The organism is Pseudomonas sp. CGJS7 (assembly GCF_036961695.1).
In genome coordinates this window covers 17,216-38,423 of record NZ_JBAMDI010000108.1, presented here as the reverse complement: position 1 = coordinate 38,423, position 21,208 = coordinate 17,216, and the positions used below count along the sequence as shown (strand labels likewise).

General features: G+C 61.1%; 17 protein-coding genes, 1 tRNA gene and 1 pseudogene. 15 read left to right on the top strand and 4 right to left on the bottom strand.

Annotation, left to right across the window (positions count from 1 at the left end; translation table 11 throughout):
• Nucleotides 1-96 precede the first annotated feature (96 nt).
• From apaG to V7787_RS40195, 7 genes are all read left to right on the top strand, one after another.
• A complete protein-coding gene (apaG, locus tag V7787_RS40225; protein ID WP_003255559.1) occupies nucleotides 97-477 on the top strand; it encodes a Co2+/Mg2+ efflux protein ApaG in 381 nt (126 codons plus the stop codon).
• Complete coding sequence (locus V7787_RS40220; protein ID WP_004576191.1) at nucleotides 477-1,343, top strand: symmetrical bis(5'-nucleosyl)-tetraphosphatase; 867 nt, start codon at nucleotides 477-479, stop codon at nucleotides 1,341-1,343. The genes apaG and V7787_RS40220 overlap by 1 nt, the downstream gene beginning before the upstream one ends.
• A 14-nt stretch (nucleotides 1,344-1,357) precedes the next feature.
• Nucleotides 1,358-1,690: a thiosulfate sulfurtransferase GlpE gene (glpE, locus tag V7787_RS40215; protein ID WP_010951742.1), complete on the top strand. Its 333-nt coding sequence runs from the start codon at nucleotides 1,358-1,360 to the stop codon at nucleotides 1,688-1,690.
• A gap of 282 nt (nucleotides 1,691-1,972) precedes the next feature.
• Nucleotides 1,973-3,895: a PrkA family serine protein kinase gene (locus V7787_RS40210; protein ID WP_003255563.1), complete on the top strand. Its 1,923-nt coding sequence runs from the start codon at nucleotides 1,973-1,975 to the stop codon at nucleotides 3,893-3,895.
• 155 nt (nucleotides 3,896-4,050) lie between these two features.
• The gene (locus V7787_RS40205) at nucleotides 4,051-5,322 is read left to right on the top strand and encodes a YeaH/YhbH family protein (RefSeq protein WP_003255564.1); all 1,272 of its coding nucleotides are present in this window, start codon (nucleotides 4,051-4,053) and stop codon (nucleotides 5,320-5,322) included.
• Nucleotides 5,319-6,887 (top strand): SpoVR family protein, encoded by a 1,569-nt coding sequence (locus V7787_RS40200; RefSeq protein ID WP_010951740.1) that lies wholly within the window; start codon nucleotides 5,319-5,321, stop codon nucleotides 6,885-6,887. Before V7787_RS40205 ends, V7787_RS40200 begins: the two co-directional genes overlap by 4 nt.
• 55 nt (nucleotides 6,888-6,942) lie before the next feature.
• Nucleotides 6,943-8,049 (top strand): multifunctional CCA addition/repair protein, encoded by a 1,107-nt coding sequence (locus tag V7787_RS40195; protein ID WP_336093213.1) that lies wholly within the window; start codon nucleotides 6,943-6,945, stop codon nucleotides 8,047-8,049.
• Nucleotides 8,050-8,270: 221 nt separating this feature from the next.
• On the opposite strand, the gene folK is transcribed toward V7787_RS40195, so the two are convergent.
• Nucleotides 8,271-8,780 (bottom strand): 2-amino-4-hydroxy-6-hydroxymethyldihydropteridine diphosphokinase, encoded by a 510-nt coding sequence (folK, locus tag V7787_RS40190; RefSeq protein WP_003255569.1) that lies wholly within the window; start codon nucleotides 8,778-8,780, stop codon nucleotides 8,271-8,273.
• Nucleotides 8,771-9,127: a dihydroneopterin aldolase gene (folB, locus tag V7787_RS40185; protein ID WP_004576188.1), complete on the bottom strand. Its 357-nt coding sequence runs from the start codon at nucleotides 9,125-9,127 to the stop codon at nucleotides 8,771-8,773. The genes folK and folB overlap by 10 nt, the downstream gene beginning before the upstream one ends.
• A gap of 74 nt (nucleotides 9,128-9,201) precedes the next feature.
• Here folB and plsY point away from each other — a divergent pair, with 74 nt between their 5' ends.
• The gene (plsY, locus tag V7787_RS40180; protein ID WP_010951737.1) at nucleotides 9,202-9,771 is read left to right on the top strand and encodes a glycerol-3-phosphate 1-O-acyltransferase PlsY; all 570 of its coding nucleotides are present in this window, start codon (nucleotides 9,202-9,204) and stop codon (nucleotides 9,769-9,771) included.
• Between the two features lie 17 nt (nucleotides 9,772-9,788).
• On the opposite strand, the gene tsaD is transcribed toward plsY, so the two are convergent.
• Complete coding sequence (gene tsaD / locus V7787_RS40175) at nucleotides 9,789-10,814, bottom strand: tRNA (adenosine(37)-N6)-threonylcarbamoyltransferase complex transferase subunit TsaD (protein WP_010951736.1); 1,026 nt, start codon at nucleotides 10,812-10,814, stop codon at nucleotides 9,789-9,791.
• A 204-nt stretch (nucleotides 10,815-11,018) separates the two neighbouring features.
• Here tsaD and rpsU point away from each other — a divergent pair, with 204 nt between their 5' ends.
• From rpsU to V7787_RS40145, 6 genes and pseudogenes are all read left to right on the top strand, one after another.
• On the top strand, nucleotides 11,019-11,234 hold the full coding sequence (gene rpsU / locus V7787_RS40170) for a 30S ribosomal protein S21 (protein ID WP_003255575.1): 216 nt from the start codon (nucleotides 11,019-11,021) through the stop codon (nucleotides 11,232-11,234).
• 304 nt (nucleotides 11,235-11,538) lie between these two features.
• The gene (dnaG, locus tag V7787_RS40165) at nucleotides 11,539-13,521 is read left to right on the top strand and encodes a DNA primase (RefSeq protein ID WP_336093207.1); all 1,983 of its coding nucleotides are present in this window, start codon (nucleotides 11,539-11,541) and stop codon (nucleotides 13,519-13,521) included.
• Between the two features lie 67 nt (nucleotides 13,522-13,588).
• Complete coding sequence (rpoD, locus tag V7787_RS40160; protein ID WP_003255578.1) at nucleotides 13,589-15,439, top strand: RNA polymerase sigma factor RpoD; 1,851 nt, start codon at nucleotides 13,589-13,591, stop codon at nucleotides 15,437-15,439.
• Between the two features lie 127 nt (nucleotides 15,440-15,566).
• Nucleotides 15,567-19,310, top strand: coding sequence for a bifunctional diguanylate cyclase/phosphodiesterase (locus tag V7787_RS40155; RefSeq protein WP_064491649.1), 3,744 nt, complete (start codon nucleotides 15,567-15,569; stop codon nucleotides 19,308-19,310).
• A gap of 16 nt (nucleotides 19,311-19,326) precedes the next feature.
• Nucleotides 19,327-19,403: transfer RNA gene (locus V7787_RS40150), tRNA-Ile, on the top strand.
• 52 nt (nucleotides 19,404-19,455) lie between these two features.
• Nucleotides 19,456-19,574: pseudogene (locus V7787_RS40145) on the top strand (site-specific integrase); the annotation flags it as partial.
• Nucleotides 19,575-19,967: 393 nt separating this feature from the next.
• On the opposite strand, the gene V7787_RS40135 reads toward V7787_RS40145, so the two are convergent.
• Nucleotides 19,968-20,522 (bottom strand): serine acetyltransferase, encoded by a 555-nt coding sequence (locus V7787_RS40135; protein WP_104886777.1) that lies wholly within the window; start codon nucleotides 20,520-20,522, stop codon nucleotides 19,968-19,970.
• A gap of 187 nt (nucleotides 20,523-20,709) precedes the next feature.
• On the opposite strand from V7787_RS40135, the gene V7787_RS40130 reads away from it, so the two are divergent.
• Nucleotides 20,710-21,171: an Lrp/AsnC family transcriptional regulator gene (locus tag V7787_RS40130; RefSeq protein ID WP_003255583.1), complete on the top strand. Its 462-nt coding sequence runs from the start codon at nucleotides 20,710-20,712 to the stop codon at nucleotides 21,169-21,171.
• Nucleotides 21,172-21,208 lie beyond the last annotated feature (37 nt).

The following is a 21,208-nucleotide window of genomic DNA, read 5'->3' as shown; positions in this document are numbered from 1 at the left end:
CCGACACAGCCCCCCCCCAAGCCCGATCACCGCTGGCCCTCCCCCCTCCCAATGGCCTAGACTGCATTATTGCGTCAGTTCGCCCAAGGCCCTTGCATGTCCGACCCCCGCTATCAAATCGACGTCAGCGTCGTGACCCGCTACCTGAAAGAACAATCCGACCCCGAAAACAGTCGCTTCGCTTTCGCCTACACCATTACCGTGCAGAACAACGGCTCGCTCAGTGCCAAGTTGCTGTCGCGCCACTGGCTGATCACCAACGGTGACGGCGAGGTAGAGGAAGTACGCGGCGCCGGCGTGGTCGGCCAGCAACCCAACATCGACCCTGGCCAGAGCCACACTTACAGCAGTGGTGCCGTCATCAGCACCCGCGTTGGCACCATGCAGGGCAGCTACCAGATGTTCGCCGAGGACGGTAAGCGCTTCGACGCCGAGATTGCCCCCTTCCGGCTGGCAGTGCCCGGGGCGCTGCACTGATGGCCACCTACGCCGTCGGTGACCTGCAGGGCTGCCTGCAGCCGCTCAAATGCCTGCTCGATCGCGTCAGTTTCAACCCCGCCGTCGACCGCCTGTGGCTGGTCGGCGACCTGGTCAACCGCGGCCCCGAGTCACTGGAAACCCTGCGCTTCCTGTACTCGATCCGTCATTCACTGGTCTGCGTGCTGGGCAACCATGACCTGCACCTGCTGGCCGCCTGGCACAACGTCGAGCGCCTCAAGAAAAGCGACACACTGCGCGAGATCATCGAAGCGCCGGACGCCGACCAGCTGTTCGACTGGCTGCGCCAGCAAAAGCTGCTGCATTACGACGAGCCCCGCGGCATCGCCCTGGTTCACGCCGGCATACCGCCCCAATGGACCCTTGGCAAAGCCCTGGAACTCGCCGCCGAGGTCGAGGAAGTGCTGCGTGACGACACCCGCCTGCAGCTGTACCTCGACGGCATGTATGGCAACGAGCCGAACAAGTGGAGCAAGAACCTCGCCGGCGTCGAACGCCTGCGGGTCATCACCAACTACTTCACCCGCATGCGCTTCTGCACGGCCGATGGCAAACTCGACCTCAAGAGCAAGGAAGGCCTGGGTAGCGCGCCCAAAGGCTACAAAGCCTGGTACGCGCACAAGGACCGTCGCTCACGCCACGTGAAGATCATCTTTGGCCATTGGGCCGCTCTGCAGGGTGAGGTCACCGAGCCCGACGTCATCGCCCTGGACACTGGCTGCGTATGGGGTGGCGCCATGACCCTGTACAACGTCGACAGCGGCGAATACCACCGTTGCGACTGCGCCGACGACGGCACCCTGCGCCAGCCGGCACAACCCACTACACTCAACGACCACACCTGAAGGAAGTAGTACCCATGAGCGAATTCAAGCGCATCCCTCCTGAGCAGGCCTTGGAGCTTCGCAAGAAAGAAGGTGCGGTCGTCGTCGACATTCGCGACCCGCAGGCCTTCGCCGCCGGCCACATCACCGGCGCCCGGCACCTGGATAACCACTCGGTCGCTGATTTCATCCGCAACGCCGACCTCGACGCGCCAACCCTGGTGGTCTGCTATCACGGCAATTCCAGCCAAAGCGCTGCCGCCTACCTGGTAGGCCAGGGTTTCTCCGACGTCTACAGCGTGGACGGCGGCTTCGAACTGTGGCGTGCGACCTACCCGGCCGAGACCGCCCAGGGCAACGCTGAATAATTTTTTATTTTCCCCTGCAGCCCGTGCGCCGCGCGGGCTTGCGGCTTATCTGACGAACGGTCGTTCGTAACTTCTGCCTTTCTCACCCCTTTACCTTGCAGATAACCAACTACGCTTAAGCTCAGGCCATCCAAAAAGGGGAGAGCCGGTACACCGGCGTGCGGGTCATCGGTAGCGTTACAGGGTGTTCTGGGGGGTATACAGCAATCGGCCAACCCGGTTGCATGCCAGCATCAGCTGACTGATCCGGCGTCGTCTCCACGTATCGAGCGAGGTGACGTCATGAGTATTTTTAGCCACTTCCAACAACGTTTCGAGTCTACGCGCCAGGAAGAACTCTCGCTGCAGGAGTACCTCGAGCTGTGCAAAGAGGATCGCAGTGCCTACGCATCGGCGGCCGAACGGCTGTTGCTGGCCATCGGTGAGCCAGAGCTGATCGACACCTCTACCAACTCCAGGCTGTCGCGCATCTTCTCCAACAAGGTTATCCGCCGCTATCCGGCCTTTGCCGACTTCCATGGCATGGAAGAGTGCATCGACCAGATCGTGTCGTACTTCCGCCACGCCGCCCAAGGCCTGGAAGAGAAGAAACAGATCCTCTATCTGCTGGGCCCGGTAGGCGGCGGCAAGTCCTCGCTGGCGGAAAAACTCAAGCAGCTGATGGAAAAGGTGCCGTTCTACGCGATCAAGGGCTCGCCGGTATTCGAGTCACCTCTGGGCTTGTTCAATGCCACCGAAGATGGGGCCATTCTCGAGGAAGAGTTCGGCATCCCACGGCGCTACCTCAACACCATCATGTCGCCTTGGGCCACCAAGCGCCTGCAGGAATTTGGTGGTGACATCTCCAAGTTCAAGGTGGTGAAGCTGTACCCGTCGATTCTTAACCAGATCGCCATTGCCAAGACCGAACCCGGCGATGAAAACAACCAGGACATCTCGGCCCTGGTCGGCAAGGTCGATATCCGCAAACTTGAGGAATACCCACAGAACGACGCCGACGCCTATAGCTACTCGGGCGCGCTGTGCCGGGCCAACCAGGGCCTGATGGAATTCGTCGAAATGTTCAAGGCGCCGATCAAGGTCCTGCACCCCTTGCTCACCGCCACACAGGAAGGCAACTACAACAGTACCGAAGGCCTTGGGGCGATCCCCTATACCGGTATTCTGCTGGCGCACTCCAACGAATCGGAGTGGCACACCTTCCGTAACAACAAGAACAACGAAGCGTTCATCGACAGGATCTATATCGTCAAGGTGCCGTACTGCCTGCGGGTCAGCGATGAAATCAAGATCTACGACAAACTGCTGGTCAACAGCTCGCTGTCCAAGGCCCACTGTGCGCCAGATACGCTCAAGATGCTGGCTCAGTTCACAGTGCTTTCGCGTCTGAAAGAGCCCGAGAACTCCAATATCTATTCCAAGATGCGCGTTTACGACGGGGAAAACCTCAAGGACACCGATCCAAAGGCCAAGTCGATCCAGGAATACCGGGACTCTGCGGGTGTCGACGAAGGCATGAACGGCCTGTCGACTCGCTTCGCCTTCAAGATCCTGTCCAAGGTGTTCAACTTCGACCCACACGAAATTGCCGCCAACCCGGTGCACCTGCTCTATGTCCTCGAACAGCAGATCGAACAGGAGCAATTCCCGGCTGAAGTGCGCGAACGCTATCTGCGCTACCTGAAGGAATACCTGGCACCGCGCTACATCGAGTTTATCGGCAAGGAAATCCAGACTGCCTACCTGGAGTCCTACAGCGAATACGGCCAGAACATCTTCGACCGCTACGTGCTGTATGCAGACTTCTGGATCCAGGATCAGGAATACCGCGACCCGGAAACCGGCGAAATTCTCAACCGCATTGCGCTCAACGAGGAACTGGAGAAGATCGAGAAACCGGCCGGCATCAGCAACCCGAAAGACTTCCGCAACGAGATCGTCAACTTCGTACTGCGCGCACGCGCCAACAACAATGGCAAGAATCCAAGCTGGCTGAGTTATGAAAAGCTGCGGGTCGTGATCGAGAAGAAAATGTTCTCCAACACCGAAGACCTGCTGCCGGTCATCAGCTTCAACGCCAAGGCCAGCAAAGAGGACCAGAAGAAACACAACGACTTCGTCACCCGGATGGTGGAGCGTGGCTATACCGACAAACAGGTGCGCCTGCTGTCGGAATGGTACCTGCGGGTCAGGAAATCGCAATAAAGCGGCAAGCTACGAGCCGCAAGCTGCAAGCTGCCTGGCGTTGGCATTGCTGCCCGCGTCACAGCTTGCAGCGGCGGTGGCTGCTCTTTCTTGCAGCTTGAAGCTTGTGGCTTGCAGCTTGTGGGTTGCAGCTGCATCCAGTCACCGGAGGGACCATGAGCTACGTTATAGACCGACGCCTGAACGGCAAGAACAAGAGCACGGTCAACCGCCAGCGCTTCCTGCGGCGGTACCGCGAACATATCAAGAAGGCCGTCGAAGAGGCGGTGAGCCGCCGTTCCATCATGGATATGGAACACGGCGAGCAGATCAGTATTCCCGGGCGCGACATCGACGAACCCGTCTTGCATCATGGTCGCGGGGGCAAACAGACCATCGTGCATCCTGGCAACAAAGAATTCACTGCCGGTGAACACATCCCACGGCCGCAAGGCGGTGGAGGTGGCGGCGGTCGCGGCAAGGCCGGCAATTCCGGCGAGGGCATGGACGAGTTCGTCTTCCAGATCACCCAGGAAGAATTTCTCGAATTCATGTTCGAAGACCTTGAGCTACCCAACCTGGTCAAACGTCACCTGACTGGCGCCGACACCTTCAAGACTGTTCGCGCCGGCATCGCCAACGAAGGCAACCCGTCACGCATCAATATCGTGCGCACCCTGCGCTCGGCCCATGCCCGGCGTATCGCCCTGACCGGCAGCAGCCGCGCCCTGCTGCGCGAAGCACAAAAGGAACTTGATCGCCTGCGGGTCGAAGAGCCGGACAATTTCACCGATATCCAGGAAGTCGAACAGGAAATCGAGCGCCTGAAGGCACGTATCAACCGCCTGCCCTTCCTCGACACCTTCGACCTCAAGTACAACCTGCTGGTCAAGCAACCCAACCCCAGCTCGAAGGCAGTGATGTTCTGCCTGATGGACGTATCCGGATCGATGACCCAGGCCACCAAGGACATCGCAAAGCGCTTCTTCATCCTGCTGTACCTGTTCCTCAAGCGTAACTACGAGCGCATCGAAGTCGTGTTCATTCGCCACCACACCAGTGCCCGGGAAGTCGATGAAGAAGAGTTCTTCTATTCGCGGGAAACCGGCGGCACCATCGTCTCCAGTGCCCTCAAGCTGATGCAGGAGATCATGGCCGAGCGTTACCCGGCCAGCGACTGGAACATCTATGCCGCGCAGGCCTCTGATGGCGACAACTGGAACGACGACTCGCCCATCTGCCGCGACATCCTCTCCAAACAGATCATGCCGCATGTGCAGTACTACACTTACGTTGAGATCACCCCCCGTGAACACCAGGCGCTGTGGTATGAATACGAGCGTATCGGAGATGCTTTCCCCGACACGTTCGCCCAGCAGCAGTTGGTATCGGCCGGCGACATCTACCCGGTCTTCCGTGAACTCTTCCAGCGCAGGTTAGCCACATGACCGCCAGAGCACAGAGACGCCAACCCATTTCCACTGGGTCCGAGTGGACGTTCGAGCTGATCCAGACCTACGACCGGGAAATCAGCCGCTTGGCCGAGCGTTACGCCCTGGACACCTACCCCAACCAGATCGAGGTCATCACTGCCGAACAGATGATGGACGCCTACGCCTCGGTCGGCATGCCGCTGGGCTACCACCACTGGTCCTACGGCAAGCAGTTCCTCAGTACGGAAAAGTCTTACAGCCGCGGCCAGATGGGCCTGGCCTACGAGATCGTGATCAACTCTGACCCCTGTATCGCCTACCTGATGGAAGAAAACACCATGTGCATGCAGGCACTGGTGATTGCGCACGCGTGCTACGGCCATAACAGTTTTTTCAAAGGCAATTACCTGTTCCGTACCTGGACTGACGCCAGTTCGATCATCGACTATCTGGTGTTCGCCAAGCAGTACATCGCCCAGTGCGAAGAGCGCCACGGTATCGATGCTGTGGAGGACTTGATCGACTCCTGCCATGCCCTGATGAACTACGGTGTCGACCGCTACAAGCGGCCTTACCCTATTTCTGCCGAAGAAGAGCGGCGCCGGCAACAGGAGCGCGAAGAGCACCTTCAGCGTCAGATCAACGACCTTTGGCGAACAATTCCGAAAAACGCCGAAAAGGGCAACGACCGCGATGAGGGGCGCTTCCCCGCCGAACCCCAGGAAAACATCCTGTATTTCATCGAGAAGAACGCCCCGCTGCTTGAACCCTGGCAGCGTGAGGTGGTGCGCATCGTGCGCAAGATCGCCCAGTACTTCTACCCGCAGCGCCAGACCCAGGTCATGAACGAAGGTTGGGCAACCTTCTGGCACTACACCCTGATGAACGACCTGTACGACGAGGGGCTGATTACCGAAGGCTTCATGATGGAGTTCTTGCAGTCGCACACCAGCGTGGTGTTCCAGCCCGGCTTCGACAGCCCGTACTACAGCGGCATCAACCCCTACGCACTGGGCTTTGCGATGTACACCGACATCCGCCGCATGTGCGAAAACCCCACCGAGGAAGATCGCCACTGGTTCCCCGAAATTGCCGGCAGCGACTGGCTTTCTACCATCAAGTTCGCCATGAGCAGCTTCAAGGACGAGAGCTTCATCCTGCAGTACCTGTCGCCCAAGGTGATGCGCGACCTCAAGCTGTTCAGCATCCTCGATGACGACCAGCGCGACGACCTGCTGGTGCCCGCCATCCATGATGAGGCTGGCTACCGGGTGATTCGGGAGCAGTTGGCAGCGCAGTACAACCTGGGCAACCGTGAACCGAACGTACAGATCTGGAGCGTCGACCGCCGCGGAGACCGCTCACTGACCCTGCGACACCAGCAACACAACCGCAAACCGCTGGGCGACTCGACCGACGAAGTGCTCAAGCACCTGCATCGCCTGTGGGGCTTCGATATCCACCTGGAGACCGTGCAAGGCGAGCAAGTGATGAGTACTCACCACATGCCGCCGCGCGGCGAGCATAGCGAAAGCGCCGACTACGGTCGCATGGACCTGGCTGTTATCCACCACCTCTGATGCGACCCCATGACCGCCGACGGGTTATCCTGTCGGCAGTTATGGAGAGCTGCACATGCACATCTACAAAGTTGGCGGCGCCGTGCGCGACCGTTTGCTCGGCCGCCCTGTCAGCGATATCGACTGGCTGGTGGTGGGCGCCACCGTCGAAGAAATGCTAGCCAAGGGCTATCGGCCGGTGGGAGCCGATTTCCCGGTGTTCCTGCACCCGAAAACCGGTGAGGAATACGCCTTGGCGCGCACCGAGCGCAAGAGTGGGCGAGGCTACGGCGGGTTCACTTTTCACGCCAGCCCCGACGTAAGCCTGGAAGAGGACCTGATCCGTCGCGACCTCACCATCAATGCGATGGCCGAGGATGAGGCGGGCACGGTCTACGACCCCTACCAAGGCAAGAACGATCTGGATCAACGCCTGCTACGCCATGTTTCCCCGGCATTCGCCGAAGATCCTTTGCGTGTGCTGCGTGTTGCACGCTTTGCTGCCCGTTACGCACCACTGGGGTTCCGGGTTGCCGATGAAACCTTGGCGCTGATGCGCCAGATCAGCGCCTCGGGCGAACTGCAGGCACTCACTGCCGAGCGCAGCTGGAAGGAAATCGAGCGCGCGCTGATGGAAGTGCAACCGCAGGTGTTCTTCAAGGTGCTGAGCGCGTGCGGGGCCCTGCAGGAGCTGCTGCCAGAGCTCGATGACAGCTCCCGGACATTGGCGGCGCTGGAGCAGGCAGCGACGCACGAACAACCGCTGCACGTGCGCTGGGCCTGCCTGTTGCGGGGGTTGCAACCGACATCGATCAAAGCCGTCAACCAGCGCCTGAAGGCACCGCGAGAGTGCCAGGAACTGGCCATGCTGACAGGGGAATGCCTGGCGCAGGGCAATCAGGCGCTCGAACTGCCTGCCACGGCACTGCTGGAGCTGTTGCAGAAGTTCGATGTTTACCGACGGCCGCAGCGATTTGAGGATTTTCTGACCGTTTGTGAGATGGCGGCGCGGGGCGATGGCGAGCAGGGTTACCCACAGGCCGATTACCTGCGAGGCGCAGCAGCGGCGGCGCGAGCGGTGGATGTGAAGCCGTTGGTGCAAGCCGGGCTCACGGGGCAGGCACTGGGCGAAGCACTCAAAGGTGAACGGCTGAAAGCGCTCGAAGCTTACCAGCGCGGTTAGACCTACCGGCCTCTTCGCGGGTAAACCCGCCCCTACAGGGGCACACATCGAGGGTTGGGCAGAGCCCGTTGTAGGAGCGGGTTTACCCGCGAAAGGGCCGGACCTGCGGGCCAATTTCCGCCCGCGGTTCACCGTCGCAGCCGCCACCGTATTCGCGGGTAAACCCGCTCCTACAGGGGGCACACATCAGAGGTTGGGCTCAGCCCGTTGTAGATACAGGCTTAAGCGGGCGTCAACTGCAACCCGCGCCACTCAAAGGCGACCGGGGCCAGTACCTGATCAATCTGCGCTTCCTGCCATAGCTGCGCCATGCGCTTGCCCACACCCGGATGCACCAGGTCGGGTGCCAGCAACGACAGCGGCCACAGCACAAAAGCGTTCTTCAGGATCTCGGCCCGGGGCAATACCAGCCCATCGAAGGTACCGTGCAAATCGTCATACATCAGCACGTCGATATCCAGCGGCAGCCCCTTGCGGTCAGGTGCATAGCGGCCATTGTCGGCCTCGATGAACTTCAGCCGGCGGTCCAGCTCGATCAACGGCAACGCGGTTTGCCCGGTCACCACGAAGTTGATGAACGGCCCGCTCTTGATGCCCACCGCCTGGCTTTCGAAGGCCGGCGAACAGCGCATGTCAGTCAGGATGCCAGCCAACGCATCGAGCCCGGCGCACAAATGCGCCTCACGGTCGATGTTGCTGCCCAGGCCCAGGTAAACCGTGCTCAGAGACATCCGCGCTCGATCTCCACGCCAACACCACCACGGGCCGCCGGCACCGCGCCCGGCTTGGTCAGCTTCAAGCGCACCCAAGGGATGTGGAACTCGTCCATCAGGGTTGCCACCAGGCGCTCGGCAAATGTCTCAACCAGTTCGAAACGGGCCTGTTCGGCAAACGCCTGGATGCGCGCCGACACACTGGCGTAATCCAGCGCCAGGTTCAGGTCGTCTCCGGCGGCGGCCGGGCGGTTGTCCCAGGCAAAGCTCAGGTCCAGGCGCAAGCACTGGCGAATATCCCGCTCCCAGTCATAGGCACCGATGACGGTATCGACTTCCAGGCCTTCGATGAACACTCTGTCCAAGCACTTCTCTCCACAGCACGACAAGGGCGACTGGCGCCGTTAGAATCAGGGCGTCCTCGCCCGGAATAGTTAGCATGTTTTGGTTACTGGCGTTGCTCGCCTACCTGCTCGGCTCGCTGTCCTTCGCCATTGTTCTCAGCCGCCTCTCGGGCAGCCCGGACCCGCGTTCCAGCGGCTCAGGCAATGCCGGCGCCACCAACATGCTACGCCTGGCAGGCCGTAAACTGGCGATCCTGACCCTGCTAGGCGACCTGTGCAAGGGCCTTTTGCCGGTATTGCTCGCCCGCGCTGCCGGGCTGGACCTGCACGCGCAGGCCTGGGTGGGCATATGCGCAGTGCTGGGCCACCTGTTCCCCCTGTACTTCCGTTTCAAGGGCGGCAAGGGCGTGGCGACGGCTGCCGGCATGCTCATGGCCCTGTACTTTCCGGCCGCGCTGCTGGCCATCGGCGCCTGGCTGCTGACCTTCTACCTCACGCGCACCAGCTCACTGGCCGCGCTGATTGCCACGCCACTCACCTTGCCATTGCTGGCCTGGCGCGAGCCCGAAGCCCTGCTGCCGATCAGCGTACTGACAGTGATGATCGTGTGGCGCCACCGCAACAACCTGCGCGACTTGTTTGCAGGGCGCGAACGGCACTTCTGAACCTTCGACGCGCTACCTTACAGCGGCGGCAACTGTTCCATCGGCCAGCGTGCCTGCACGCTGATCGCCAGGTCTTGCTGCTGCCCGGCCAGCAGGCGCTGGCAACCGGCGTAGGCGATCATCGCACCATTGTCGGTACAGAATTGCGGGCGCGCGTAGTACACGTTGCCCTTGATGCTACCGAGCATGTCCTCCAGAGACGCGCGCAGGGCCTTGTTGGCACTCACGCCACCCGCGATGACCAGCCGCTTGAGGCCGGTCTGCTTGAGCGCCCGCTTGCACTTGATGGTCAAAGTCTCCACCACCGCCTGCTGGAATGCCAGGGACAGGTCGCAACGGGTTTGCTCACTGTCGTCGCCAGCATTCTTGCATTGCTGCCAGGTGTTCAGGGCGAAGGTCTTGAGGCCACTGAAGCTGAATTCCAGGCCTGGCCGATCGGTCATTGGCCGCGGGAACACGAAGCGCCCAGGCACACCTTGCTCGGCCAGACGCGCGATTTCCGGACCGCCCGGGTAATTGAGGCCGATCAGCTTGGCGGTCTTGTCGAACGCTTCACCGGCAGCATCGTCCAGGCTTTCGCCCAACAGTTCGTACTGACCGATGCCATCGACCCGAACCAGCTGGGTATGGCCACCGGAAACCAACAAAGCGACGAACGGAAACTCGGGCGGGTTTTCTTCCAGCATGGGCGCCAGCAGGTGACCCTCCATGTGGTGCACACCGATCGCCGGGATGTCCCAGGCAAAGGCCAGCGCCTGGGCGCAGGAAGCGCCCACCAGCAAGGCGCCGACCAGGCCGGGGCCCGCGGTGTAGGCGATGGCGTCGATTTCGGTGGCAACGCAGCCTGCCTCGTCCAACACCTGGCGGATGAGCGGCAGCATGCGCTTGACGTGATCACGCGAGGCAAGCTCGGGCACCACGCCGCCGAAGACGCGGTGCAGGTCGATCTGGCTGAACAGTGCATCGGCCAACAAACCGCGTTCACTGTCGTATAATGCGACGCCGGTTTCGTCGCAGGATGTTTCCAATCCCAGTACTAGCATGGGCTCGTCCCTTGTGGGGGCTGAATTCGAAGCCGCGCATGATAGTCCCCGTGTCGGGTGCCGACCAGCGGTTTTCGATCAGAGGCTTTGCATTCCGGCTTGCTAAGGGTTAACATCCGCAACCCTTGAAAACCGACGTTCTCCAGCACACCTTTGTTTTGCCAGGAGCACGTCTACCCCGGTAATGAATTAAGGTAGCCCTGGATGCCAGCCGTCAAAGTTAAAGAGAACGAACCCTTCGACGTAGCTCTGCGTCGTTTCAAGCGCTCCTGCGAAAAAGCCGGTGTACTGGCTGAAGTTCGTAGCCGCGAGTTTTACGAGAAGCCGACCGCAGAGCGTAAGCGCAAAGCAGCTGCTGCTGTTAAGCGTCACGCCAAGAAAGTTCAGCGCGAACAGCGCCGCGCCGTTCGTCTGTACTAATACAGGCGTTCAACGCAAAGCTTCTGCCCTGCCCGGCTAACCCCCGGGCGATGGCAGTGGTCGTTTCAAACTTGAGCAGCTAGCTCAAGGCCCTGCACAAGCTTCATGCGAACTGCATCATGGGCAACCTGCCTGAAACGTCAGAGCTGGTCCTCCTTGCTGTATGACCAGACGTGCACGTCCGACTGACGAGCCCTTAGGGGCTGGCGACGAGCACACATTCCCTCGCACTTCCCCAAGCAGCACTCGCCCCCTTCGGCGCGTGAGCGATTAGACTTGCCAGTTGCCAGATAACGAGACTGCCATGGCCGGGCTGATTCCCCAGAGTTTCATTGACGACCTGATCAACCGCCTCGACATCGTCGACGTGGTGAGTTCGCGCGTCCAGCTGAAAAAAACCGGCAAGAACTACTCCGCCTGCTGCCCGTTCCACAAAGAAAAAACCCCGTCCTTCACGGTCAGCCCCGACAAGCAGTTCTACTACTGCTTCGGCTGTGGCGCCGGTGGCAACGCCTTGGGCTTTGTCATGGACCTCGACAACCTGGACTTCCCCCAGGCCGTCGAGGAACTGGCCCGCGCCGCCGGCATGGAAGTGCCCCGCGAGCAAGGCCGCCGCGACCAGAAGCCGCGCCAGCCCACTGACTCGCCACTGTACCCGCTACTGGACGCCGCCTCGGAGTTCTACCGCCAGGCCCTGCGCAGCCACCCGTCCCGCAAGGCAGCGGTGGACTACCTCAAGGGCCGTGGCCTGTCCGGGGAAATTGCCCGCGACTTCGGCCTGGGCTTTGCCCCACCCGGCTGGGACAACCTGCTCAAGCACCTGGGTGCCGACACCCTGCAGCAGAAGGTGATGATCGATGCCGGCCTGCTGATCGAGAACGCCGAGAGCGGCAAGCGCTACGACCGCTTCCGCGACCGGGTGATGTTCCCGATACGTGACAGCCGCGGGCGCATCATCGCCTTCGGTGGCCGGGTGCTCGGCGACGACAAGCCCAAGTACCTGAACTCCCCGGAAACCCCGGTGTTCCACAAGGGGCAGGAGCTGTACGGGCTGTACGAGGCGCGCAAGCACAACCGCAACCTCGACGAGATCATCGTCGTCGAGGGCTACATGGACGTCATCGCCCTGGCCCAGCAAGGCCTGCGCAATGCCGTGGCCACCCTTGGCACCGCCACCAGCGAAGAGCACCTCAAGCGCCTGTTCCGCGTGGTGCCCAGCGTGCTGTTCTGTTTTGACGGCGACCAGGCCGGGCGCAAGGCCGCCTGGCGCGCACTGGAATCGACATTGTCGAACCTGCAGGACGGCCGTCGCGCGCGCTTCCTGTTCCTGCCCGAAGGCGAAGACCCGGACAGCCTGGTGCGCGCCGAAGGTACCGACGCCTTCATGGCCCGTATCAACCAGCATTCCCAACCGCTGGCCGACTACTTCTTCGAGCAACTTGGCGTAGAAGCCGACCCGCGCTCGCTGGAAGGCAAGGCGCATATGGCGACCTTGGCCGCACCGTTGATCGAAAAGATCCCCGGCGCCAACCTGCGTCAGCTGATGCGCAACCGCCTGAAGGAAATCACCGGCCTCGACCCGCAGCAGGTCGAGCAGTTGGCGCAGCAAGCGCCGGCGACCGGCAGCATGCCAGACTACGACCCTGGCTACGATTACGACGCCATGGCCAGCTACACCCCCGACTACGGCGACATGCCGCAGCACGACTATGCCCCCGTTCATCAGGAACAGGCGTGGAAACCCAACAAGGGGGGCAGCAAGAAGCCGTGGAGCGACAAACCCTGGGACAAGAACCGCAAGGGCGGCAAGCCCTGGCAGCAACGCGACGAAGCGCCTCCCCGCGTGCCAGCGCCGGTCGAGCCGCCCACGCTGGCCGCCCTGCGCACCCTGCTGCACCACCCACTGCTGGCCGGCAAGGTGGAAGATGCCAGCCACTTCGCCGACGAAGAACACCTGTACAGCCAGCTGCTGGTGGCATTGATCGAAGCCGCGCAGAAAAATCCTGGGCTAAGCTCAATGCAGTTGATCGCACGTTGGCATGGCACCGAACAGGGCCGCCTGCTACGGGCTCTGGCGGAAAAGGAATGGCTTATCGTGGCCGACAACCTTGAACAACAGTTTTTCGACACTATAACTAGCTTGTCCGCCCGCCAACGCGAGCGCAGCCTGGAACAACTGCTCAGGAAATCACGTCAAAGCGAATTGACCAGCGAGGAAAAAACCCAGCTCCTCGCCCTGCTGAGTCGAAATGTTCCCGCACAAACGCCGACCTCATCTGGCGCGTGAGGCCCATGCTCGGGTATAATCCTCGGCTTGTTTTTTGCCCGCCAAGACCTTCAGTGGATAGGGTGTTATGTCCGGAAAAGCGCAACAGCAGTCTCGTATCAAAGAGTTGATCACCCGCGGTCGTGAGCAGGGCTACCTGACTTACGCGGAGGTCAACGACCACCTGCCTGAGGATATTTCAGATCCGGAACAGGTGGAAGACATCATCCGCATGATCAACGACATGGGGATCAACGTATTCGAGAGTGCTCCGGATGCGGATGCCCTTCTGTTGGCGGAAGCCGACACCGATGAAGCCGCGGCCGAAGAAGCCGCTGCTGCATTGGCGGCAGTTGAAACCGATATCGGCCGCACGACCGACCCGGTGCGCATGTACATGCGCGAAATGGGTACTGTCGAGCTGCTGACCCGCGAAGGCGAGATCGAAATCGCCAAGCGTATCGAGGAAGGCATTCGTGAAGTCATGGGCGCCATCGCCCACTTCCCGGGCACTGTCGACTACATTCTCGGCGAATACGACCGCGTCACCACCGAGGGTGGCCGCCTGTCGGACGTTCTCAGCGGTTACATCGACCCTGACGACAACATTGCCGCGCCAACCGAAGAAGTGCCGATCCCAGGCGCCAAGGCCGCCGCGGCGAAGGAAGAGTCCGACGACGACGAAGAAGAATCCGAAAGCGGTGACGACGAGGAAGAGGCCGAGAGCGGCCCGGATCCGGTCGTCGCAGCCCAACGCTTCGGTGCGGTATCCGATCAGCTTCAGGCAACCTCCAAGGTCCTGAAGAAAAATGGTCGTAACCACAAGGAAAGCATCGAGGCCCTGCAGGCCCTGGCTGACCTGTTCATGCCGATCAAGCTGGTACCAAAGCAGTTCGAGGTACTGGTCGAGCGTGTCCGTGACGCCCTGAACCGTCTGCGACAGCAAGAACGCGCCATCATGCAGCTGTGCGTACGTGACGCCCGCATGCCGCGAGCTGACTTCCTGCGCATGTTCCCAAGCAACGAAACCGACCAGACCTGGAGCGGTGACCTGGCCAAGCGCAACACCAAGTGGGCTGCCGCCCTGGGTGAAAAGAACGCTGCCATCGTCGCTTGCCAACAGAAGCTGATCGACCTTGAGACCGAAACCGGCCTGACCGTTGCCGAGATCAAGGAAATCAACCGTCGCATGTCGATCGGTGAAGCCAAGGCCCGCCGCGCCAAGAAAGAAATGGTCGAGGCGAACCTGCGTCTGGTGATTTCCATCGCCAAGAAGTACACCAACCGTGGCCTGCAGTTCCTAGACCTGATCCAGGAAGGCAACATCGGTCTGATGAAAGCGGTGGACAAGTTCGAATACCGTCGCGGCTATAAGTTCTCGACCTATGCCACCTGGTGGATCCGTCAGGCGATCACCCGTTCGATCGCTGACCAGGCACGCACCATCCGCATTCCGGTGCACATGATCGAGACGATCAACAAGCTCAACCGTATTTCCCGCCAGATGCTGCAGGAAATGGGTCGCGAGCCGACTCCGGAAGAGCTGGGCGAGCGCATGGAAATGCCTGAGGACAAGATCCGCAAGGTACTGAAGATCGCCAAAGAGCCGATCTCCATGGAAACCCCGATCGGTGACGACGAAGATTCGCACCTGGGCGACTTCATCGAGGACTCGACCATGCAGTCCCCGATCGACGTGGCCACGGTCGAAAGCCTCAAGGAAGCCACCCGTGACGTGCTCTCGGGCCTGACCGCACGTGAAGCCAAGGTGCTGCGCATGCGTTTCGGTATCGACATGAACACCGACCACACCCTCGAAGAGGTGGGTAAGCAGTTTGACGTAACGCGTGAGCGGATCCGTCAGATCGAAGCGAAGGCGTTGCGCAAGCTGCGCCACCCGACTCGCAGCGAGCACCTACGCTCCTTCCTCGACGAGTGATGACAAAACCCCGGCCCAGGCCGGGGTTTTTCTTTAGTGGCCCGTGACATAAAGCCCGCCTTCCGTTGCACACCTGCGGCAATGCCCGTCTACACTCGACTTCAGACCACCTGAGTGCGAGGCTGCCATGTCCTTGAAGCCGGCCATTCTGTTGCTGATCCTGATTTTGTGGAACACAACGGCCGGCGCCCTGACCCTGACAGATGAGGAGAACGCCTGGCTGGCTGCCCACCCGCAGCTGAAACTGGGCGTAGACGCCTCTTGGCCACCGTTCGAGTTTCGCGACCAGGAGGGCCGGTACCAGGGATTGGCCGCCGACTACATCGCCATGATCCAGCAGCGCCTGGGCGTGACGTTCAAACCGGTCGAACCCAGCAGCTGGACCGAGGTGCTGGCGCAGGCGCGGGAAAGCCGTATCGACCTGCTGCCCGGCATCATGTCCACCCCCGAACGCCAGGGCTTCCTGGCCTTCACTCGCCCGTACCTCGACTTCCCCATTGTGATCCTCGCGCACAAAGGCGGCGCACAACCGCGCAAGCTGGCTGACCTGTACGGCTTGAAAATTGCCGTGGTCGAGAACTACGCCCCGCACGAGTTGCTGCGTACCCACCACCCGGACCTCAACCTGGTTGCCCTGCCAAACGTCAGCTCCACGCTGCAAGCCCTGGCCACCGACCAAGTGGATGCCGTGGTCGGCGACCTCGCTTCCAGTATCTGGAGCCTGCGCCAACTCAAGCTCGACGGCCTCTACGTCAGCGGCGAAACGCCCTACCGCTACCAGTTGGCGATGGCCGTTCCCCGCGACAAGAGCGTGCTGGTCGGCATCCTCGACAAAGTGATGGCCGACATGAGCAGCAGCGAAATCAGCCAGATCCAGCAACATTGGGTGGGCAATGTGGTCGACCAGCGGATGTTCTGGTCCGACCTGCTGGTGTATGGCCTGCCAACGGTGCTGCTGCTGATGGCTGTGCTGGCAGTGGTCATTCGCATCAACCGCCGGCTCAGCTCGGAAATTTCCCGGCGCATCGCCCTTGAGCAAGAACTGCGCAGCAGCGAGTACCACTACCGCGGCCTGGTCGAGAGCCTGTCAGCCATCGCCTGGGAAGCCGATGCCAACGACTTCACCTACAGCTACGTTTCACCCCATGCCGAAGACCTGCTTGGCTACCCATTGAGCGACTGGCTCAGGCCCGGTTTCTGGCGCAGCATCCTGCACCCGGAGGACGCGCTCTGGGCTCAGGCCTACTGCGACAGCGAGACCGCAGCGGGGCGCGACCACAGCCTGGACTACCGGGTGATCCGGGCTGACGGTCAGCCCCTCTGGGTACGCAATATCGTCAGCATGATCGAGCACGGCCACCAGCCAGTGATGCGCGGGCTGATGATCGACATCAGCGAAACCAAGCGCACTGAGGACGCCCTGCGCCTGTCCGAACAGAAGTTCGCCTCGGTATTCCAGCAGTGCCCCGATATCTTGCTGATCGCTCGCCACAGCGATGGCTGCCTGCTGGAGGTGAACGAGGCTTTCGAAGAGCAGATCGGACTGCCCCCAGACCAGGTCATTGGCCGCACTGCCACCGACCTTGACCTGTGGGGCGTAGAGGGCAGTGGCCCGGTCCTGCTTGAAAGGTTGCACCAAGGTGGTATCCGTAACCTGGAAATGAGCTTCCGACGCAGCAACGGCCAACTGTTCACTGGCCTGACTTCGGCTGAAACCTTCGAACTGGACGGGACGCCCGCGCTGGTAGTGGCAGTACGCGACATCAGCCAGCTCAAGGAGACCCAGCAACAGCTGCAAACTTCGGAAGAAAAGTTCGCAAAGGCTTTCCACGCTTCGCCCGACGGCCTGCTGCTGTCGCGCCAGAGCGACGGTTTGCTGCTGGAGGTGAACGAAGGCTTCTGCCGCCTCACCGGCTACGACCTCAACCCAACCATCGACCAGACCTCGCTGGACCTGGGTATCTGGGTCGACCTCAACGAGCGCAAACGCCTGGTCGACCAGCTCAACCGCGACGGCTTCGTGCGCGACTTCACCTGTCATATCCGCCGCAGCGACGGGCAGATCCGACTGTGCGAGCTTTCCGCCCGGCCCCTGCCGATTACCGGCGTCGACTGCATGCTGACCATCGCCCGCGACATCACCGAGCGTCACCTGATGCAAGAAAAACTGCAGCTGGCCGCCACGGTGTTCGAGAACACTGCCGAAGGGGTGCTGATTACCGACATTGACCAACGCATCAGTGCCGTCAACCGTGCCTTCAGCGAAATCACCGGCTACAGCGAGATCGAGGCCCTCGGCCAGACCCCGCGCCTGCTCGCCTCTGGCCAGCACGACAGCGCTTTCTACCTGGCCATGTGGCACCAGCTTACCGCCGAGGGCCACTGGCAGGGCGAAATCTACAACAAGCGCAAGAACGGCGAACTTTACCCCAGCTGGCTGACCATCAGCGCCGTGCGCAACAGCGACCGCGAGATCACCCACTTCGTGGCGGTTTTTGCAGACATCTCCAGCATCAAGCACGCCCAGGCCAAACTCGACTATCAGGCCCACCACGACCCGCTGACCGGCCTGCCCAATCGCACCTTGTTCGAAAACCGGCTACAGGGCGTACTCACCTGTGCGCAGGTGTCCAACCGCCAGGGCGCAGTGCTGTTCCTGGACCTCGACCGCTTCAAGCACATCAACGACAGCCTTGGCCACCCGGTCGGCGACCTGCTGCTCAAGGGCATCGCCCAGCGCCTGAAAGAGCAGGTACGCGACGTTGATACCGTAGCCCGCCTGGGTGGCGACGAATTCATCATTCTGCTGCCCGGCTTGCACAAGCCCAGTGACGCCAGCACTATCGCCAACAAACTACTGGCCTGCTTCAACGCACCGTTCCAGGCCGGCGAGCATGAGTTTTTCACCAGCGCCAGCATCGGCATCAGTCTCTACCCACAGGATGGCACCGACGTCTCCACACTCATCCGCAACGCCGACGCCGCCATGTACCGCTCCAAGGCCAAAGGCCGCAACCGCGTCGAAGCCTACACCCGCGACCTCACCGCCCAGGCCAGCGAGCGCATCGCCCTGGAGCATGAGCTGCGCCGGGCCGTCGAACGCAACGAAATGAGCCTGTGCTTCCAGCCCAAGCTCAGCCTGAAGACCCAGAGCCTCGTGGGTGCCGAAGCGCTGATCCGCTGGAGCCACCCGACCTTTGGTGAGGTACCGCCGGAACACTTCATCCACTTGGCGGAAGAGAACGGCACCATCCTGCAGCTCGGCGACTGGGTACTGGAGCAAGCCTGCCGGCAGATGCAGGCCTGGAAGCAGCACTACGAACCCTTCGGCCCGCTGTCGATCAACCTTGCCGGCGCCCAGCTGCGCCACCCACACCTGGCACGGCGCATCGAACAACTGCTCAAGCACCATCAGCTGAAGGCCGGTGACCTGCAGTTGGAAATCACCGAGAACTTCATCATGAGCCAGGCAGAAGAGGCCCTGGCCGTGCTGTACCAACTGAAGAAACTCGGCGTACAGCTGGCCATCGATGACTTCGGCACCGGCTATTCCTCGCTCAGCTACCTCAAGCGCCTGCCGCTGGACATCCTCAAGATCGACAAGTCGTTCATCCGCGGCCTGCCCGACGATCCACACGACGCCGCCATTGCCCGGGCGATCATTGCCCTGGGCCGCAGCATGCAGTTGACCATCATTGCCGAAGGCGTGGAGAACCAGGCCCAGCAACGTTTTCTGGCGGCCGAGGGCTGCGAGCAGATCCAGGGCTACATCGTCAGCCTCCCGCTACCACCAGAGGAATTCGCGGCCGCGTTTCTTCGCATAGCACTATCGGATCTTTCAGATGGCACAGGTGCGAAACCCTCGTTATAATCCGCCCACTTACTGAGGGCCTATAGCTCAGTCGGTTAGAGCAGAGGACTCATAATCCTTTGGTCCACGGTTCGAGTCCGTGTGGGCCCACCAGATACGACAAAGCCGCGCGATTGCGCGGCTTTTTCATGCCCGCAAGAAATAAATGGGCAGGGGCGCGTACATCCAGCGCAGCGGCGCCGAGCGCATGACCTTGGAAGTAGCGCTGAAACGGTATCTCAGCGAAATCAGCCCACCAAGAAGCCGATCACCCAGCACGCCGATAATCGCGGAAAGGTGCCCTATCGATACTTCAAGCCAAACATCCTAGCTTGAGGATCGGACAATGAGCCGAATAGCCACCATTATCAGCTCACAAAATGAGCCGAATATGCTCGCTAATCGGCTCACAGATGAGCAAACCTATGAATGAACCTGGGCCTGCCCCGTGACAACGGACGCCAGGAAGCTGGCTACAGAGCCAACTGCCTCAAGCCTTTGCGTATTCGTTCGGTGCGCTCATCACTGGCGCGGCGCCTGGGGATAAACGAAGAAGGCCGCACCACTGCACGATCCAGTCCATCGGGCGAGGCCATCAACCATGGGCAACCCCATAAGAACCCTCCCAGCCTGCTCCACCATCCCCTCTGCCAACGTCCGCAAATGTACCGCTGTTGGTTAATCCCCTCCCGGACGCATCTCGACCTGCCGTGGGTTGTAGAAGGTCATGCCAGACGGAATATCCCGCGTAACCAACGACATCGCGCCAATCACCACGTCATCGCCAATGTCGATGCGATCAGCAACGATGCAACTGTTGGCGCCCATGCTCACGTTGTCACCAATGCGCAGTGCGTACTCCTGCAACCCCAGGGTCTTGATGCCAATCGAGCAGTTCTGCCGGATGAAGAAGTTGCGCCCGATGCTTACATACCGGGTAATGACCACCCCCGGCAGGTGCGCGATGCGCAGGCCGGGGGCAATCTGGGCGCCGATGTCGATGTCCACCCCATACTTGAGGTTGAGCCGCTGTTGCATGCGCCGGGCGTGACGCCGGGCAAGGCCGCCGCGGGCGTCGAGGTACTGGGCCAGGCGATAGGCGAAGAGGAAACGCAGTTTGTTGTCCTTGCGTGCGCGGCGCAGTACGTTGAACAGCAGGCTGATAGGGCGTCCGGGCTTTTTCTTGTTGGAGACTTCCAGTCGCCAGCATTCGAGCAGATGGTCGAGGTTCACGCTGAGGTTCCCGTTGGACTAGCACTTCATCATGCCGAATTAGTGCCGAAGACGCAGCCTTCGGACATGCACGGCCGTTCTCACCAAAAGTGCCAAGCCGACGCCGTCAACGGTGATCGACTGTACCTGGCCTTGCCCTGATTGGCACAGGCTGGCTAGGCTAGCGGGCCAACCGTAGAGACTCGCCATGTCGGATTCCCGCTCCATCACGCTGGATGAAATCGATCGCCAGCTGATCGCCCTGCTGCAGATCAACGCCCGCGAAAGCGTCGCCACCCTCGCCCGCCAGTTGGGCATCGCCCGCACCACCGTCAATTCGCGCCTGGAGCGGCTGGAGAAAAACAAGGTTATCTCCGGCTATGGCGTACGCCTGGGCCAGAGTGTGATAGGCGGCGGGTTGCAGGCGTATGTCGGGATCAAGGTGCAGCCGCGTTCCGGCAAGGACGTGGTGCGGCGCCTGAGTGCCATGGGCCAGGTGCAGCAGCTGTGTGCGGTAAGCGGCGAATTCGACTATGTGGCCTGGCTGCGTACGGACTCGCCCGAGCAGCTGGATCAGTTGCTCGACCAGATTGGCAGTGTCGACGGGGTGGAGAAAACCACCACGTCGATCATTCTCAGCAGCAAGGTGGACCGTGGACAGCCGCTTTGAACGGACTGGCGCTCGGGTGAGGTTAGCGGGCGTGGGT